This window comes from Actinokineospora spheciospongiae, from assembly GCF_000564855.1.
GTDB lineage: Bacteria > Actinomycetota > Actinomycetes > Mycobacteriales > Pseudonocardiaceae > Actinokineospora > Actinokineospora spheciospongiae.
On record NZ_AYXG01000133.1, the window covers coordinates 1 to 16,327 of the forward strand.

Below are 16,327 nucleotides of genomic sequence, written 5' to 3' on the forward strand. Positions count from 1 at the left end.
TCCCTTCAGCCCCACCCTGTCACGCTGGGCCACATGATCGCCGTAGGGGCCCCGACCAAGCACATCCACCCAGCCGGGCACCCCCACAAAAACCGGCGACCAGGAACACGGCTCAGCCGAGCGTGCCCGTGGCCAGCAGCCCGCCGTCCACCCGCACCGTCTCCCCGGTGATCCACGACGCCCGCTCCGACGCCAGGAACGCGATCAGCTCAGCCACGTCCTCCGGCGTGCCCAGGCGCTTCATCGGGTAGGTCGCCGCCGTCTGCTCCTCGCCCTCGGCGTACAGCGCTTCGGCGAACTTGGTCTTCACCACGCCCGGTGCCACCGCGTTGACCCGGATCTTGGGTCCGAGCTGCCAGGCCAGTTCCTCCGTGAGCCGGATCAGCGCCGCCTTGCTGGTGCCGTAGGCGGCGATGACGCCGGTGGAGCGGATGCCCGCGACGGAGGCGACGTTGATGACGCTGCCGCCGTGCTCGGCCATCCACGCCTTGAACGCGAGCTGCACGTAGCCCAGGGCGGCGACGACGTTGGTGTCGTAGATCTTGCGGACCGCGGCGAGGTCGGCCTCCATCAGGGAGCCGTAGACGGGGTTGATGCCGGTGTTGTTGACTAGCACGTCCAGTGAGCCGAACTCCTCGACGGTGCGCGCGACCACCGCGGCCCGGTCGTCGTCGTTGCCGGTGTTGGCGGCGGCGGCGAGGACGCGGGCGCCGGGGACGGCGGCGCGGATCTCCTCGGCGGCGGCGTCGAGGGCGTCCTGCTTGCGGGCGGAGATGGTGACCGCGGCGCCGCCGCGGGCGAGGTGGGTGGCCACGGCCAGGCCGATGCCGCGGCTGGCGCCGGTGATCAGGGCGGTCTTCCCGGTGAACTCGGCTGAAGTCATGCGGGCACTGTAGCTAAGCGCGCGCTTAGTTTCGAGTCTGCCCACAGGTCGGTTGCGGGCGGCGCGTAGACTGGTCGCGTGGTCTCCACCGACTGACGTGCAGGAGGGCCCGCGAGTTCCGGTTCGCGGGCGGATGACCCCTGCCCATCGCCACGCTATCGACGGAGCCTTTCTTTGATCACCGCCACCGATCTCGAATTGCGCGCGGGTTCGCGCGTCCTGCTCGCCGACGCCACCCTCCGGGTGCAGGCGGGTGACCGCGTCGGCCTGGTGGGCCGCAACGGCGCGGGCAAGACCACCACCCTGCGCGTGCTGGCCGGGGAGGGCGAGCCCTACGGCGGCAAGCTCACCCGGTCCGGTGAGATGGGGTACCTCCCGCAGGACCCGCGCGAGGGCGACCTGGAGGTCACCGCGAAGGACCGGGTGCTCTCCGCGCGTGGTCTGGACGAGTTGCTGCGCGAGATGGAGAAGGCGCAGACCGCCATGGCCGAGCACGCCGACGAGGCGGTGCGCGACCGCGCGGTCGCCCGCTACGGCAGGCTGGAGGAGCGCTTCGCCGGGCTCGGCGGGTACGCCGCGGAGAGCGAGGCGGCGCGGATCTGCTCGAACCTCGGCCTGGCCGACCGCGTCCTGGCCCAGCCGGTGGGCACGCTCTCCGGCGGTCAGCGCCGCCGGGTCGAGCTGGCGCGAATCCTGTTCGCCGCCTCGGAGTCCGGCGCGGGCGGCGGGGCGGGCACGCTCCTGCTGCTCGACGAGCCGACCAACCACCTCGACGCCGACTCGATCAACTGGCTGCGCGGCTTCCTCAAGGGCCACAGCGGCGGCCTCATCGTGATCAGCCACGACGTCGACCTGCTCGCCGACGTGGTGAACAAGGTGTGGTTCCTCGACGCCACCCGCGGCGAGGTCGACATCTACAACATGGGCTGGAAGCGCTACCTCGACGCGCGCGCCGCCGACGAGAAGCGGCGCAGGCGCGAGCGGGCCAACGCCGAGAAGAAGGCGGGCGTCCTGATGGCGCAGGCCGACAAGATGCGGGCCAAGGCCACCAAGGCGGTCGCCGCGCAGAACATGATCAAGCGCGCGGAGAAGCTGGTGTCCGGTCTGGACGAGGTGCGCCAGGCCGACAAGGTGGCCAAGATCCGCTTCCCGGAGCCCGCGGCCTGCGGCAGGACGCCGCTGACCGCCGAGGGGCTGAGCAAGTCCTACGGCTCGCTGGAGATCTTCAGCGGGGTCGACCTGGCCATCGACAAGGGCTCCCGGGTGGTCATCCTCGGCCTCAACGGCGCGGGCAAGACCACGCTGCTGCGGCTGCTGGGGGCGATGGAGACCCCGGATTCCGGTCGGGTGGTCGCCGGGCACGGGCTGCGGTTGGGCTACTACGCGCAGGAGCACGAGACGCTCGACCACTCCGCGAGCGTGTGGAGCAACGTGCGGCGGGCGGCGCCGGACACCCAGGAGCAGCAACTGCGGTCGCTGCTGGGCACGTTCCTGTTCACCGGTGAGCAGTTGGACCAGCCCGCGGGCACGCTGTCCGGCGGTGAGAAGACCCGGTTGGCGCTGGCCGGGCTGGTCTCCAGCGCGGCCAACGTGCTGCTGCTCGACGAGCCGACGAACAACCTGGACCCGGCCAGCCGCGAGCAGGTCCTCGACGCGCTGCGCCGCTACACCGGGGCCGTCGTCCTGGTCACGCACGACCCCGGTGCGGTGGAGGCGTTGGAACCCGAGCGGGTGATCCTTCTCCCAGACGGCACCGAGGACCACTGGTCCGCCGACTACCTCGAACTGGTGCAGTTGGCCTGAAAACTGGCCGTTTTCCAGGGATCTTGTAATCGGGGATCACGCAGCGTCCCCGTTCCTGCATCTGCTGTGACGCCGCCTTTTGTTGACAGTTCGTCATCTCGTCTGGCATTCCTGCGTTTCGTGTTCGATCATTGCGGCGGTAGGGGTCTCACGTGACCCCACCACTTCGCGATGGAAGGCGGACAACGTGGCTGACCTCAAGAAAGGCGCGCGGATCACCGGTGCCACGCGCGACAAACTTGCCACCGACTTGAAGAAGAAGTACGAGAAGGGTGCGAGCATCCGCGCCCTGGCGGAAAGCACGGGGCGTTCGTACGGCTTCGTCCACAGAGTCCTGTCGGAGTCGGGCGTGACCCTGCGCGGCCGCGGCGGGGCCACCCGGACCAAGAAGAAGCCGTAACGCCGTTTCCCGCCCCGGCCCTGGCCGGTTCGATTCAGCGGGGCGGGATCGGTGCTGTCGGAGCGGAGTCCGGTTCCGCCGAACCGGGTCGCGCCCGGTCCTCGGGGTCGCCCGCCGCGGCGAACGCGACCACGGCACCGAGCAGCACCACCGGGTAGACCAGGTAACCCCAACGGGTGGCCGGGGCGAGCAGGATCGCCGCACCCAGACCGGCCGCGGTGCGCAGCATGGCGTCGGCCGCGGTGCGCGGCGGGCGCAGCAGCAGCCAGGCGGTGACGGCGACCGCCGCGGCCACCAGCAGCACCAGGGCGAGCACGTGCCCGACCGGGCCGGTGGCCGCGATCAGGTGACCGGGCAGCGGGCTCGACGCCGGGGAACCGGCCCGGCCCAGGCCCACCGGGAACTTGACCACGTGCTCAACGAACGAGGTCGGGTCGACCAGCAGGACCGGCAGCACGATGGCCGCGGCGCCGCCCGCGAGCCAGCCGAGGAACGCCGCGAGCCCGCGGCCGCCCCGGTGCGCCGCCACGCCCACCGCCAGCACGGCGGCGGCGGGCAGGGCGGTGAGCTTCATCGTGATCAGCACCGCGCACAGCAACCCGGCCCAGCCGGGGTGGGCGCGGTAGGCCAGCGCGCCGCCCAGCACGATGAGCGCGACGACGGCGACGTCGTCGCCCGCGACCGCCAGGGTGAGGGCGGTCAGCGGGCTGACCAGGAGCAGTTGCGCCGCACCGACCGGGACCCCGGGCCTGCCCAGGACCCGCCAGGCGAGGGCGAACGCGGCGAGGGTGACCACCAGGAAGGCGATCCGCGCGTCGGTGAGCGGGTGGTCGCCGAAGAGCGCCCTGGGCATCCCGAACACGGTCATGGAGGGTCCGTACGGCGTGTAGTCGTCCGGGTGCGGGGCCCGGTTGAGCGTGTCCAGGTCCAGGTAGGGCGTCCCGTCGGCGAACAGGGCGCGCGCCGATCGCTCGATCACCCAGACTTCCGGCTGCGCCGGGAAAGCCCACGGCCACTGCCCCCAGACGAACGCCGGGGACCGCTTGACCACCAGCACCCCGATCGGCACCAGCGTCGCGGGCACCCAGGCGACGACCGCGGGCGCCCAGCGCGAGCGCAGCCCCCGCCCCGCCCCGCCGGTGAGCGCGATCCACAGCGTCAGCGCCAGCGCGGCCAGGTAGCCCACCGAGGCGGAGTTGCCCCAGACGCGGTAGCCGTAGAACTCCGAGGCGAACGCCGTGGCGAGGGCGAAGGCCGCGCTGACCCCGTAGAAGGCGAGGTCCGGCCGCAGTGCCCGGCTCAGCGGCATCCGTGTCCCCTCCCGATTCCGTCGGCCAGGCTACCCAGCCCCCACCCCCCTGTGGACAACCGCCCGCACTTGTCGCCCGCGTGTGGGAAGTTGTGGTGGCGCAACGGTGTTGTACCGGGGCTGAGCGAGAGGGGGCACCGTGGAAAGTCCACGTCGTCTGATGGCCGGGGCGGTCCGCGCCGCCGACGCGCCCAAGGGCCTGCGGAAGGGCACCGTGCGCCGGGTGTTCGCCTTCAGCGGACGCCACCGGGGCAGGCTGCTGGTCTTCCTGCTGCTGACCGTGGTGTCGGCGGTGCTGGCGGTCAGCGCGCCGCTGCTGGCGGGCCGGGTGGTCGACCAGATCGTCGGCCGGGGCGCGGTGTCGACGGTGGTGTGGCTGGCGGTGGCCATCGCGGGCCTGGCCGTGCTGGACGCCGGGTTGGGGGTGGCGGCGCGGTGGCAGTCCAGCCGGGTCGGCGAGGGCCTGATCTACGACCTGCGGCGCGCGGTGTTCGAGCACGTCCAGCGGATGCCGGTCGCGTTCTTCACCCGCACCCGCACCGGGGCGCTGGTCTCCCGGCTCAACAACGACGTCATGGGCGCCCAGCGGGCCTTCACCTCGACGCTGTCAGGCCTGGTCACCAACGTGATCCAGTTGGTGCTGTCGCTGGCGGTGATGCTGACCCTGTCCTGGCAGGTGACCCTGCTGGCGCTGGTCATGCTGCCGGTGTTCGTCCTGCCCGCCCGCCGCATGGGCAGGCGCATGGCCGACCTGCAACGCGAGTCCGCCACCCTCAACGCGTCGATGACCACGCAGATGACCGAGCGCTTCTCCGCCCCCGGCGCCACCCTGGTCAAGCTCTTCGGCCGCCCCGGCGCCGAGGCCGAGGAGTTCGGCGAACGCGCGGGCCGGGTCCGCGACATCGGCATCCGCACGGCCATGGCCACCCGCTGGTTCATGACGGCGCTGCAACTGGTCTCGGCCCTCGCCCAGGCCCTGGTCTACGGCCTCGGCGGCTACCTCGCGCTCACCGGGCAGCTCGCCGCGGGCACCGTCGTCTCCCTGGCCCTGCTGCTGACCCGCCTCTACAGCCCGCTGACCGCCCTGGCCAACGTCCGCGTCGACGTCATGACGGCGCTGGTGTCGTTCGAGCGCGTCTTCGAAGTCCTCGACCTGCCACCGATGATCACCGAGCGGAGCCGCACGACCCCGCTGCCCCCGGGACCGGTTTCGGTCGAGTTCACCGACGTCCGCTTCGGCTACCCCGCGGCGGAGAAGGTATCCCTCGCCTCGCTGGAGGAGGTGGCCGTGCTCGACCGGCGCGAAGCCCGCGAGGTCCTGCACGGCGTCTCGTTCCGGGCCGAACCGGGCCAGCTCATCGCCCTGGTCGGTTCCTCCGGGGCGGGCAAGTCCACCATCGCCTCCCTGCTGCCCCGCCTCTACGATGTGGACGGCGGTTCGGTCCGACTGTCCGGAGTGGACGTCCGCGACCTGTCCTTCGACACCCTGCGCGACACCGTCGGCGTGGTGACCCAGGACGGCCACCTCTTCCACGACACCATCCGCGCCAACCTCTCCTACGCCCGCCCGGGGGCGACGGACGACGACATCCGCGAAGCCCTCCGCGGCGCCCGCCTGACCCCCCTCCTGGACGCCCTCCCCGACGGCTTGGACACCGTCGTGGGCGAACGCGGCTACCGCCTCTCCGGCGGTGAACGCCAACGCCTCACCATCGCCCGCCTCCTGCTGGCCCACCCCCAGGTCGTCATCCTCGACGAGGCCACGGCCCACCTCGACTCCGAATCCGAGGTCGCGGTCCAGGAAGCGCTGACCCACGCCCTGCGCGGCCGCACCGCCCTGGTGATCGCCCACCGCCTCAGCACGATCCGGGCCGCCGACCGCATCCTGGTGGTGGAGGACGGCCACGTGGTCGAGCAGGGCACCCACGACACCCTGCTGGCCGCGAACGGCCGCTACGCCACCCTCTACCGCACCCAGTACGCCAAATCCACCACCGCCGCCTGACCACCACCGCCGCCTGGCGGCGCCGCGCCTGGCGGCGCCGCGCCTGATCCCGTCCCTGCGTCGATGGGCGTACCCCGGTCGGAAAGTTTCCCCCCCGGTCTTGACCGTGCCGTAGCGGCATGGTTTCAACTTGGCCCCGTTCGACGTTCTGGTCCGGCTGAACGGCCGGGTTTCCGAGTGCGGCGCACCGCGGGTGCGCCGAGGGGGAGGTAATCGCGCATGCGAAGGTCGTTGTCCTTGACCGCGGTCTTGACCGCCGCGGCGGCGTTGGTGGCACCGGGGGTGTCGTCGGCGGCGCCCGCGCCGGTCACCACCGTGGCGTGGGTCCAGTGCCCGGCGGAGGTGGCGGGTCGGGGCCTGGAGTGCGGGACGCTCCAGGTGCCGTTGGACTACCGGGAGCCCGGGGGGCGCAAGATCGAGGTGATGATCTCCCGGCTGGCCAGTGCGAACCCGGAGAAGCGCCGGGGCATCCTGCTGACCAACCCCGGTGGGCCGAGCCCGGGTCTGTCGTTCCCGGCCGACCTCAAGAGCTTCGGGTTGCCGCAGGGCGTGTTGGACGCCTACGACGTGATCGGCGTCGACCCGCGCGGCATGGGGCACAGCACGCCCGCGACGTGCGACCTGACGCAGGAGGAGCAGTTCGCGGGCAGCGTCCCGCCGTACGCGGTGACGCCCGCCGACGTGCGCGAGCGGGCGGTCGAGGTGCGGGAGATCGCGCGCAAGTGCGCGGCGTCGTCGACGGCGTACCTGTTGCCGCACAACACGACCGCGAACATCGCCCGGGACCTGGACCGGGTCCGCGCCGCGCTGGGGGAGCCCAAGGCGTCCTTCCTCGGCTACTCCTACGGCACGTACCTGGGCGCGGTGTACACCACGCTGTTCCCCCGGACCACCGACCGAGTCGTGATCGACAGCAACCTCGGTGCGGGCGGTTGGGACGTCGAGGGCGGTCGCATGTTCGGCCGCGGTGTGGAGGACACGTTCCCGGACTTCGCGAAGTGGGCGGCCGCCCACCCCGAGTTCGGCTTGGGCAGTACGCCCGGGCAGGTGCGCGCGAAGTACTTCGAGCTCGCCGCCCGCCTGGACAGGGCACCGGTGCAGGGCTTGACCGGGCCGCAGTTCCGCGCGCTCACCTTCGGGCGCCTCTACGGCACCGGTGACGCTGCGTTCGCGAAGATGGCCGCGGAGTGGATGGCGTTGGACACGAACACGCCGCCGCCGCCGGACGACACGCCCATTCCCCCGGGGCTCGAGAACCTGATCGCGGGCCGCTACTACGTGGTGTGCGGTGATTCCCGCTGGCCCACGTCGGTGCGGACCTATGAGCGCAACGTCGCCGTCGACCGTGTCCGCCACCCGATGTTCGGGGCGGCGGCGGCCAACATCTACCCGTGCGCCTTCTGGGCGGACCCCGTGGAGCAGCCGGTGCGGATCTCCGACCGCGGACCGCGCAACGTGCTCATGGTGCAGAACGAGCGCGACCCCGCCACGCCGCTGGCCGGTGCCCGGACGACGCGCCGCGCCTTCGGGGACCGGGCGGCGATGCTGACCATCGACCAGGGCGGGCACGGCGCCTACGCCCTGGGCGGGAACAAGTGCGCCAACGACGAGGTGACCGCGTACCTGCTCGGCGGGCAGCGCCCGGCGCACGACCTCAGGTGCGCCGCCGAGGCCCCGGCCCCGACTCCTGCCCGGGTTCCGCTCCCGACCATCGGGTAGCGCTCCCGGGCGACTCCACCACTGGCCGCGCCGCGTGTCCGCCCGCCCTTCCGGGGCGGCGGGCACGCGGCGCGGTTGTGGCCCGGTGCGTCAGGGGAGCTGGGTGCCCAGGTGCGGTACGCGGCTGCCGTAGATGTCGAGGTACTGGGCGTTGGCGGCGTCGCCGCCCTCGGCGTTGGAGCTGCGCCACAGGGGGAGGGTGACCGACTCGGCGGTGGCCAGGTCGTGCAGGCGGGCGAGGAGCTGGTTCCACAGGTAGGCGTTGCTCAGCGTCGACAGCGACGCCGTGACCGGGGCGGCCGTGGGGTAGGCGACGTCACCGGGGCCGGTGAGGGTGTCGAGGGTGACCGTGGCGTGGTCGAGCAGGCGGGAGCCCGCGCGCACCGGGGAGGCCGCCGACGTGGTCACCGAGGTGACGGCGACGACCGGGACCCCCGCTTCCCGCGCCGTGGCGGCCAGCTCCACCGGGTAGTGGTTGATGCCGGAGTTGGAGAACACGAACAGCAGGTCGTGGCCGGAGAGCGGGACCTCGGCGAAGACGCCCGCCGCGAGGCCGGGTTCGCGCTCGGCCGCCGTGGCCTGGCGGGCACCGCCGAAGACCTGGAGGCGGTCGGTGAACAGCGGGCGGACGCAGGCCAGGCCGCCCGCGCGGAAGAAGGTCTCCGCGACCGCGGCCAGCGAGTGGCCCGCCCCCGCGGTGAGCACCAGCCCACCCGCCCGGATGCCCGCGAGCATCAGCTCGGCCACCTCCCGCAGCGCCTCGTCGTTGCGTTCACCGACCGCGGTCAGGTGCCGGGACACCAGGTCGCCGTAGACGTCATCGGCCATCAGTTGTGCTCTCCTCGGTTTCCGGGCAGGTCGTGGGGGTGGTCGGCGTCGGCGCCGTCGGCGATGTCGGCGCACGGGACGTCGAGCACCGGGTGGGCGCGCAGGTACGGGCGGGCCCCGGTATCCCCGTGGGCCGCGGCGGCCGCACCGGGCCAGTGGGCGCGGCCGAGCAGGACCGGGTGGCCGGGCTCGCCGGCGTAGGAGGCCCTGGCCAGCGCGTCGGGGTGGGCGAGCGCGGCGAGGCGGTCCACGGCCGCGCGGGTGACCCCGGGGGTGTCGACCGTCAGCACGACCACCGCGTCCGCGTCGGCGGGCAGCGCGGCCAGGCCGACCCGCAGCGAGGAACCCATGCCGGTGGCCCAGTCCGGGTTCCGCACGACGGTCGCGGCCAGCGGCGGCACCCGGTCCGCACCGGCGCCGAGCACCACGACGACCGGGTCGCACCCGCCCAGCGCCACCAGCGCGTGCTCGACCAGCAGGCCACCGCCGAAGGGCACCAGCGCCTTGGGCATCCCGAACCGGCGCCCCCCACCCGCGGCCAGCAGGAGACCGGCGACCCGGCTGCGGGGTGGGCCGGAGGCGTTCGCGGGCATGGCACGAGCCTAGTGGTCGGTGCCGGGGGTCCCTCAGCGGTTGATCAGGTCGGGCGGTGGACGAGCTGCTCGATCCGGCTGAGTTCCGCCGACGGGTACGGGGTGCGCCTGCTCTCCCGTTGGAACCCGCGGTAGAAGTCCGTCATCACCTCGGCGAGCGGGGCGTGGCGGGTGAGGATCGCCGCGACCCGCGGCGGGACGCCGCTCGGGGACTCCCCCCGGGCGCAGGCGCGGACGAACGCGGTGCGTTCGTCCCCCTTGTAGCCGTACAGGGCGGTGATGAGCCAGCTCACCAGGTGCGTGGCGCTGTAGCAGCGGTCGTAGGTCCAGTGCCCGGCGAGGAAGTCGGTCTCCTCCTCGGACAGGGCGAACCGGGAGGAGATCGCGAGGCCGTAGTCCGCGAAGTACAGCCGCTGGCCGTCGGTCAGGATGTTCTGGAAGTGGGTGTCGAAGTGCAGCAGGCCACGGGCGTTCATGAACGAGGTCCCGGCCCGCAGTTGTCCCTCGACCATGGCGCAGGCCCGCTCGGTGGCCTCGTCGCCCGCCTCGACCTGGGCACCCAGCCAGTCGTGCAGGTTCTGCGGGATGTACTCCAGGAACACCGCGATGCTCGCCGGGGCGTCCCGCAGGGCCTCGATCCGGCGGCGCACCGCCGACCCGCCTCCCCAGTGGGCGACGGCCCGCTCCACGTCGGCCAGTTCCTCTGGGAGCGACTGCCCGGGGTGCGGCAGCACCCGCCAGTGGTACATGAGTGGGAAGCCCTCGTGGTCCTGGGCGAGCACCCAGTCCGTCGTCGTGGTGTGCACGGCCAGTTCCCGCCAGGCCCCGAAGCCCGGCGCCCCGATGACCCCGACGCCGTAGTGGCAGAAGGTGGGCAGCCCGAAGAGGTTCGCCGTGGACCGCAGGTTCTCCGGCCGCAGTTCCAGCTCGGTCAGCGGCACCCGCTTGACGAACACCGGGGTCCCGCCGACCTCCAGCAGCACCGTCGTCCCGCCGATGCCGGACCCCACCGGTTCGCCGCCCTCGACGAGGTCGCGCAGTTCGCGATCACCGCACCGGGCCAGCGCCGTGGAGACGGCACCATGAGCGGCCAAGCGCGCACCGAGCGACATGTCAACGCCCTCGACGATGGCCCCCACCAACCTTCGACGTGAAAGTGTTGTCTGCCAACGGTTGTCGTCGACACACCGCGGTTCCCGCCCGCGACCCCTGCCCGCGGCGAGTGGCGACCCGGCTCACCCGGGCAACCCGGTGAGCCGGAACAGCGCCCGCGCGCACAGGTCGCGGGCCTCGTCGCGGGTCAGCGCGCGCTCGCGCAGCCAGTCCAGGCAGACCGCGACGATGAACGCCATCCAGCCGCGGACCGCCACCCGCAGCGCCACCGGTGCCCCGCCGCCGGGGTGCAGGGCGTCGACGACCCAGTCCTCCTGGCGGGTGTGGTTGGCGGCGAGGATCGCGCGCACCTTCTCGTCGGCCAGCGCGGCCCCGCCGTGCAGGGCGCGGTAGCCCGCCTCGTTGTCCTCGGCGTACCGGAAGTAGGCGTCCAGGCCCGCCACCAGTTGCTCGGCGACCGGCAGCGCCGGGTCGGGCTCGGTCATCGCCGGCATCCGGTCGGCCTCGGTCTGGATGATCGCCGTGGCGAAGTCCCGCTTGGTGGGGAAGTAGTGGTAGAGCAGCCCGCGCGAGACCTGGGCCAGTTCGGCGACCTGGTCGACCCACACCTCGTCGTACGGGCGGTCAGCCAGCAGCCGGGCACCGATGCGCAGCAACTGGTCCCTGCGCTGCTCGACGGTCATCCGGCTGCGGGGGGAACCGGAGGCGTTCGCGGCCATGGCCCGAGCTTAGTTGACACGGGTTCAGCAGCGTGTGAGAGTCCTATTGGACGTGGATTCAACAAGCCTTGGGCTCGAAAAATCGTTGCACAACAACGCTTTTTGTCGGTACGTCACCGTTTTCGACACGGCGCCTACCCGGGTCCGGGTGCGCGCCCGGCACGGGACGAGGCGGACATGCGCGAGCGCGACACGGTGGCCGGGCACCTGGCCGCGACCCTGGCCGACCTCGGCGTCGGGCACGTCTTCGGCATCGGCGGTGCCAACATCGAGGACGTCACCGCCGCCGTGGCCCGCCACCCCGCGCTGACCGGCGTGCCGGCCAAGCACGAGTTCGCCGCGGTGGCCATGGCCGACGGCTGCGCCAGGACCGGCAACCGCCTCGGCGTGGTCGTGGCGACCTCCGGCGGCGGTGCGCTGAACCTGCTCGCCGGGCTCGCCGAGGCGCACGCCGCGCGGGTGCCGGTCCTCGCGCTCGTGGGCCAGCCGCCCACCGGGCAGGAGGGCCGCGGCGCCTTCCAGGACACCAGCGGCAAGGCCGGTTCCCCCGACGCGCGGCGGGTGTTCGCGGCGGTGACCCGGTTCTGCGCCAGGGTCGACGACCCGGCGGCCCTGGGCCCGGCCCTCTCCGGCGCCGTCGCCGCCGCCCGCCGCGGCGGGCCCGCGGCGTTGTTGCTGCCCAAGGACGTCCAGTGCGCCGTCGTCGACGCGCCGCGCGGCTGCCCACCGCCGGGCCCGCCCGACAGCGACGGCGGCCGCACCCGCGCCCGCGTGCGCGCGCTGGTCGGGCGGGTGCGCGCCGCCGGGGGAGAGGTGCTGGTGATCGCCGAGGACGGTGTCGCCCGCGCCGACGCCCGGGCGGAGTCGGCGCGGCTGATCGACCGGCTCGACGCGTCGATCGCGGTGGCGCCGGACGCCCGCGACGTCTTCGACAACCACGACCCGCGCTTCGTCGGGGTGGTCGGGGTGATGGGCCACCCGGCGGTGCGCGGGCACGCCGAGCGGGCCGACCTCTGCCTGCTCGTGGGCACCCGGCTGCCGCTCGTGGCCAGGGCGGGCATCGAGGACGCGCTCGCGGGCGTGCCGCTGGTCTGCTTCGGCCGCGCGGAGCCGTTCGTCGGCCCGTGCCACCGGCTGACCGGCGACCTCCGCCGCGAACTGGCACTGCTGGCCGCCTCCCTCGCCGACGCGGGCGCCGCGCCGCGCCCCGGTCCCGCTCCCCGCGCCGCTGCCCGTCCCGCCGCACCCCGGCCGGAGAACGTCCTATTCGGACGCCGTGGCGGCCGTCGCCGCCGCCCTGCCCGACGACGCGGACGTGTTCGTGGACGCGGGCAACACCGGCGCGGGCGCCGTCCACCACCTGCCCGCGCCGCGCCGCGCCGCGGCCGGTTCGTCGTCGCGCTCGGCATGGGCGGCATGGGCCACAGCTTCGGCGCGGCCATCGGCGCCGCCTTCGCCCGCGGCCGCCGCTGCCACGCCATCGCCGGGGACGGCGCGTTCTTCATGCACGGCATGGAGGTGCACACCGCCGTCGAACACCACCTGCCCGTCACCTTCATCGTCTTCGACAACAACGCCCACGGCATGTGCCCCACCCGCGAGGAGCTGTTCCTCGACGGCGTCGACACCGGCAACCGGTTCCGCAGGTCGCACCTCGGCGCGGGCATGGCCGCGATGTTCCCCGGTCTCGACGCCCGGCACGTCGACACCGCCGCCGACCTGCACCGGGCCCTGGTCGACATCGACGCGGGCCGGGCGCCCGCGTTCGTCTCGATCGAGTGCCCTCGCCGGGCGGGGCGTGTGGGTCGGTGACTTCTGGGACCTGTTCCCCGCGGGCCACCTGATGGAACTGCGCAACCTCAAGGCGATCTGCGAACACCGCCACGCCGCGGGCACCCCGCTCACCCCGGCGTCGTGGGGGGCGGGCGCGTGGTCCCGGTCAGCCTCACCGACGTCTCCTCCTACCTGCCCGGGCGCCGGGTCGCCGCCGACCACTTCGCCGCCCTCGCCGGAACCGACGAACTCGTCGACAACGTCATGTTCCGCGCCCCCGCCACCGCCACCACGTCACCGACGAGACCGCCGAGGACGTGGTGGAGCGCGCCGCCACCGGGCTCGTCGAGCGGCGCGGCGCCCGCGCGGTGTCCGGTGTGGACGTGCTCATCACCCACACCCAACTGCCGGACCTGCCGGTCGTCGGCTGCGGCGGCACCGTCGCCCGCAGGTTCGGCGCGCTGCTCACCGTGTCCGACGCTTCCCCGATCCTCGACGTGGAGTGCAAGCACCACCCAGAGTTCGCGGGCGACATGACCGTGGTGACCGGTGACGGCCGCCGCTACTGGGCACCGGGCAGTTGCGCGTCGGCTTCACCGAGTCGGGGATAGCCGAGGTCCTCACCCGGGGCAACCGGCTGGTGCCCGAGGCCGCCGCCGCGGTCTGCGACCGCATCGGTGTGGACACCGCCGACATCGACCTGCTCGTGACCAACCAACCGAACCGGGTGTTCCTGCGCACCTGGCGCGAAGCGCTGCGGTTGCCCGCCGAACGCCACCCCGACACCTTCGACGACTGCGGCAACCTCTTCGGCGCGGCCATGCCGCTGACGCTCGACCGGGAACTGCGCGCGGGCCGGGTGCCCGACGGGTCACTGGTGGTGTTCGCCGGGTTCGCGCACGCGGGCGACTTCTCGGCCGCGGCGGCGGTCTCCTGGCGGCCGTGAAGGGTGAACGCCCGACCTCGCGGCCGTTTGTGGGGTAGTGTCGGCATTGGTCGGGATCACCAGCCGCTCGCACTCGGCGGGCGCGATCCCCCACCAGTCCGATCCGGTACTGCCGGTCGGGGACGGGAGCATCGGCCTGTCCGGCCCTCCGCTCGCTCTGCCGCCTCACGGCTGTCGCGGTTCGTTCTCGCCGCCCGCGACCACCCGCGCTCCGAGGTCCGCCGCGCCACCCCGCTTCCCCGTCGCCCGCGACCACCGCGCGGCCCCGCACCGGCCCGACCGGACGGCGAAGACGGAGGTCCCGTGATCCACCCCGCACCGGGAAGACCCAGCCGCGACCCTGGCTCGTTCGCCCGGGGCCGAGCCGAGGCCGTCCGCGCAGAGGGCGTCGAACGCATGCGCGCGGGCCGCACCGTCGCCAGCTTCGCCCGCGACAGCGGCGACCGCCGCGACCTGCTGTCCATGCTCGACCTGCCGGACCCGGACGCCGAACCCGACACGGCCCCCGCCTACGACGCCCACGCCCTGTCCGCCGCGCTCGACGCCTACGTCCGCGCGGTGGCCACGACCGTCGGGGTGCCCCCGGAGGGCGTCACCTGCGAGGTCACCGACACCGCCACCGCCTACCTCGCCCTCAGCCGCCGCGTCCCCGAACACCCCGGCCGCGACCTGATGCTGCTGTGGACCGAGTGCCAAGGCTGGGCGGTCTCCGTGGAGACCCGCCCGGTCGAACCCGCCATCGTCCTCGCCCGTCTCGGCGGCGACCCCGTGCCCCCACCGCTGTCGGTGGCGGGCCTGGTCGCCCACGCCCTGCACCCCGACGGCCCACCCCCGGCGCAACCGGTCACGCCGCTGGACCGCTCGGCCCTCGTCGAGCGCCTCAGCCGCTACCTGCGCTGACCCCAGAAACCCACCCGGCACGGACACGCGCCCGCGTGCCCGTCCAACCCGTCAGGAGCAACACGATGACCCAGGGAACCGTCAAGTGGTTCAGCGGCGCGAAGGGGTTCGGCTTCATCACCCCCGCGGGCGGCGGCGCCGACCTGTTCTTCCACCACTCCGCGGTCCACGCCTACGACCCGGCGGGCCTGCCGGACTCCCAGGCCGTCGAGTTCGAGGTGGGCGAGGGCCGCAAGGGCCCCGAGGCCACCACGGTCCGCGCGGTCTGACCGCGCCCACCCGCCACCCGGCCCCGAGCATCCACCAGGGTGCCCGGGGCCGGGTTCGTTTCCCAGCCCCAGCCACCGGCCCACCCCACCGACCGCAGGCCGGCGGTCGGCCACCGCGAACCCCACCGGCGCAGCGGCCCAATCAGCCACCCCGAAAATCGCCGGCCTGACTAAGAGTTCCTAACAGAATGATCAACTTGTGTGGCAACGTGGTCGTCGGTTGTGGATCATGGTCTGGTGAGGAGAGGTGAGGCGCCGCCGTGGATTGTCTCGGACGGATTGTGGGAGCGGGTCGAGCCGTTGTTGCCGGTGGTGGAGCGCAGGTCACGCAATCCGGGGCGGAAGCGGTTGCCGGATCGGCGGGTGTTGTGCGGGATCCTGTTCGTGCTGCACACGGGCATCCAGTGGGAGTTCCTGCCCCAGGAGTTGGGGTTCGGGTCGGGGATGACGTGTTGGCGTCGGTTGCGTGACTGGAACAAGGCCGGGGTGTGGTCCCGGTTGCATGCGGTGTTGCTGGCGGAGTTGCACTCGGCGGGGAGGCTGGACTGGGATCGGGCGGTGATCGATTCCTCGCATGTGCGGGCCGCGCGGCGGGGCCCAAAAGTGGGCCGAGTCCGGTCGACCGCGCCCGACCGGGCTCCAAGCACCATGTCCTGACCGACGGCAACGGGATCCCGCTGGCTGTGGTCCTGACCGGCGGCAACCGCAACGACGTCACCCAGTTGGAGCCGCTGCTCGACGCGGTGCCCCGCGTGCGCGGGCGGCGTGGGCGCCCTCGTCACCGGCCGGAGACGGTCTACGGCGACCGGGCCTACGACCACGACAAGTACCGCCGCCGCATGCGTGCCCGGGACGTCCGCACCCGCTTCGCCCGCCGCGGACGTCCCCACGGATCCGGGCTGGGCACCGTCCGGTGGGTCGTTGAACGCACCATCGCCTGGTATCACGGCATGAAACGGCTGCGCATCCGCTGGGAACGCCGCGACGACATCCACGAAGCCTTCCTCGGCCTCGCCACCTGCATCATCACCTGGCGACACATCCAACGACTCTGTTAGGACCTCTAA

16 protein-coding genes are annotated in these 16,327 nt (G+C 73.2%); 10 read left to right on the top strand and 6 right to left on the bottom strand.

The window, feature by feature from the left end; genetic code table 11:
• Nucleotides 1-112: 112 nt before the first annotated feature.
• Nucleotides 113-883, bottom strand: a complete 771-nt coding sequence (locus tag UO65_RS17950; RefSeq protein ID WP_035284053.1) for an SDR family oxidoreductase — start codon at nt 881-883, stop codon at nt 113-115.
• A 174-nt stretch (nt 884-1,057) separates the two neighbouring features.
• On the opposite strand from UO65_RS17950, the gene UO65_RS17955 reads away from it, so the two are divergent.
• Both UO65_RS17955 and UO65_RS17960 read left to right on the top strand, forming a co-directional pair.
• The gene (locus UO65_RS17955; protein ID WP_035284055.1) at nt 1,058-2,686 is read left to right on the top strand and encodes an ABC-F family ATP-binding cassette domain-containing protein; all 1,629 of its coding nucleotides are present in this window, start codon (nt 1,058-1,060) and stop codon (nt 2,684-2,686) included.
• A gap of 187 nt (nt 2,687-2,873) precedes the next feature.
• Entirely contained in the window at nt 2,874-3,086 is a 213-nt protein-coding gene (locus UO65_RS17960; RefSeq protein WP_035284057.1) for a helix-turn-helix domain-containing protein, read from the top strand.
• 34 nt (nt 3,087-3,120) lie between these two features.
• Here the strand turns inward: UO65_RS17960 and UO65_RS17965 are convergent, their stop codons facing one another.
• Complete coding sequence (locus tag UO65_RS17965; RefSeq protein ID WP_052021307.1) at nt 3,121-4,395, bottom strand: glycosyltransferase family 87 protein; 1,275 nt, start codon at nt 4,393-4,395, stop codon at nt 3,121-3,123.
• 160 nt (nt 4,396-4,555) lie between these two features.
• On the opposite strand from UO65_RS17965, the gene UO65_RS17970 reads away from it, so the two are divergent.
• Both UO65_RS17970 and UO65_RS17975 read left to right on the top strand, forming a co-directional pair.
• A complete protein-coding gene (locus UO65_RS17970) occupies nt 4,556-6,400 on the top strand; it encodes an ABC transporter ATP-binding protein (RefSeq protein ID WP_200873394.1) in 1,845 nt (614 codons plus the stop codon).
• Nucleotides 6,401-6,619: 219 nt separating this feature from the next.
• Complete coding sequence (locus UO65_RS17975; protein ID WP_035284061.1) at nt 6,620-8,119, top strand: alpha/beta hydrolase; 1,500 nt, start codon at nt 6,620-6,622, stop codon at nt 8,117-8,119.
• 90 nt (nt 8,120-8,209) lie between these two features.
• Here the strand turns inward: UO65_RS17975 and UO65_RS17980 are convergent, their stop codons facing one another.
• The 4 genes from UO65_RS17980 to UO65_RS17995 form a co-directional block, all read right to left on the bottom strand.
• Nucleotides 8,210-8,947, bottom strand: a complete 738-nt coding sequence (locus UO65_RS17980) for a sugar isomerase domain-containing protein (RefSeq protein WP_035284064.1) — start codon at nt 8,945-8,947, stop codon at nt 8,210-8,212.
• Nucleotides 8,947-9,540, bottom strand: a complete 594-nt coding sequence (locus UO65_RS17985) for a nucleotidyltransferase family protein (RefSeq protein ID WP_052021308.1) — start codon at nt 9,538-9,540, stop codon at nt 8,947-8,949. Before UO65_RS17985 ends, UO65_RS17980 begins: the two co-directional genes overlap by 1 nt.
• 44 nt (nt 9,541-9,584) lie before the next feature.
• Complete coding sequence (locus UO65_RS17990; protein ID WP_035284072.1) at nt 9,585-10,652, bottom strand: protein kinase family protein; 1,068 nt, start codon at nt 10,650-10,652, stop codon at nt 9,585-9,587.
• A 123-nt stretch (nt 10,653-10,775) separates the two neighbouring features.
• On the bottom strand, nt 10,776-11,372 hold the full coding sequence (locus tag UO65_RS17995; protein ID WP_035284066.1) for a TetR/AcrR family transcriptional regulator: 597 nt from the start codon (nt 11,370-11,372) through the stop codon (nt 10,776-10,778).
• A gap of 177 nt (nt 11,373-11,549) precedes the next feature.
• Between UO65_RS17995 and UO65_RS18000 the strand changes: the two genes are divergently transcribed.
• From UO65_RS18000 to UO65_RS34705, 6 genes are all read left to right on the top strand, one after another.
• Entirely contained in the window at nt 11,550-13,184 is a 1,635-nt protein-coding gene (locus tag UO65_RS18000) for a thiamine pyrophosphate-binding protein (RefSeq protein ID WP_052021309.1), read from the top strand.
• Nucleotides 13,185-13,462: 278 nt separating this feature from the next.
• Nucleotides 13,463-13,756, top strand: a complete 294-nt coding sequence (locus UO65_RS38145) for a hypothetical protein (RefSeq protein ID WP_233427715.1) — start codon at nt 13,463-13,465, stop codon at nt 13,754-13,756.
• Complete coding sequence (locus tag UO65_RS38150) at nt 13,726-14,091, top strand: 3-oxoacyl-[acyl-carrier-protein] synthase III C-terminal domain-containing protein (RefSeq protein WP_233427717.1); 366 nt, start codon at nt 13,726-13,728, stop codon at nt 14,089-14,091. The genes UO65_RS38145 and UO65_RS38150 overlap by 31 nt, the downstream gene beginning before the upstream one ends.
• Before the next feature lie 396 nt (nt 14,092-14,487).
• On the top strand, nt 14,488-14,991 hold the full coding sequence (locus UO65_RS18010; protein WP_233427719.1) for a DUF6292 family protein: 504 nt from the start codon (nt 14,488-14,490) through the stop codon (nt 14,989-14,991).
• A gap of 65 nt (nt 14,992-15,056) precedes the next feature.
• On the top strand, nt 15,057-15,260 hold the full coding sequence (locus UO65_RS18015; protein ID WP_035284068.1) for a cold-shock protein: 204 nt from the start codon (nt 15,057-15,059) through the stop codon (nt 15,258-15,260).
• Between the two features lie 237 nt (nt 15,261-15,497).
• A protein-coding gene (locus tag UO65_RS34705; protein WP_152551991.1) for an IS5 family transposase occupies nt 15,498-16,318 on the top strand; the annotation gives its coding sequence in 2 pieces (ribosomal slippage) (nt 15,498-15,846 and nt 15,846-16,318; 822 coding nt in all).
• Nucleotides 16,319-16,327: the final 9 nt, after the last annotated feature.

Coding starts and splice junctions, on each gene's coding strand:
- UO65_RS17950 (WP_035284053.1), bottom strand. CDS start 883: ATGACTTCAGCCGAGTTCACCGGGAAGACCGCCCTGATCACCGGCGCC.
- UO65_RS17965 (WP_052021307.1), bottom strand. CDS start 4,395: ATGCCGCTGAGCCGGGCACTGCGGCCGGACCTCGCCTTCTACGGGGTC.
- UO65_RS17970 (WP_200873394.1), top strand. CDS start 4,556: ATGGCCGGGGCGGTCCGCGCCGCCGACGCGCCCAAGGGCCTGCGGAAG.
- UO65_RS17975 (WP_035284061.1), top strand. CDS start 6,620: ATGCGAAGGTCGTTGTCCTTGACCGCGGTCTTGACCGCCGCGGCGGCG.
- UO65_RS17980 (WP_035284064.1), bottom strand. CDS start 8,947: ATGGCCGATGACGTCTACGGCGACCTGGTGTCCCGGCACCTGACCGCG.
- UO65_RS17985 (WP_052021308.1), bottom strand. CDS start 9,540: ATGCCCGCGAACGCCTCCGGCCCACCCCGCAGCCGGGTCGCCGGTCTC.
- UO65_RS17990 (WP_035284072.1), bottom strand. CDS start 10,652: ATGTCGCTCGGTGCGCGCTTGGCCGCTCATGGTGCCGTCTCCACGGCG.
- UO65_RS17995 (WP_035284066.1), bottom strand. CDS start 11,372: ATGGCCGCGAACGCCTCCGGTTCCCCCCGCAGCCGGATGACCGTCGAG.
- UO65_RS18000 (WP_052021309.1), top strand. CDS start 11,550: ATGCGCGAGCGCGACACGGTGGCCGGGCACCTGGCCGCGACCCTGGCC.
- UO65_RS18010 (WP_233427719.1), top strand. CDS start 14,488: ATGCGCGCGGGCCGCACCGTCGCCAGCTTCGCCCGCGACAGCGGCGAC.
- UO65_RS18015 (WP_035284068.1), top strand. CDS start 15,057: ATGACCCAGGGAACCGTCAAGTGGTTCAGCGGCGCGAAGGGGTTCGGC.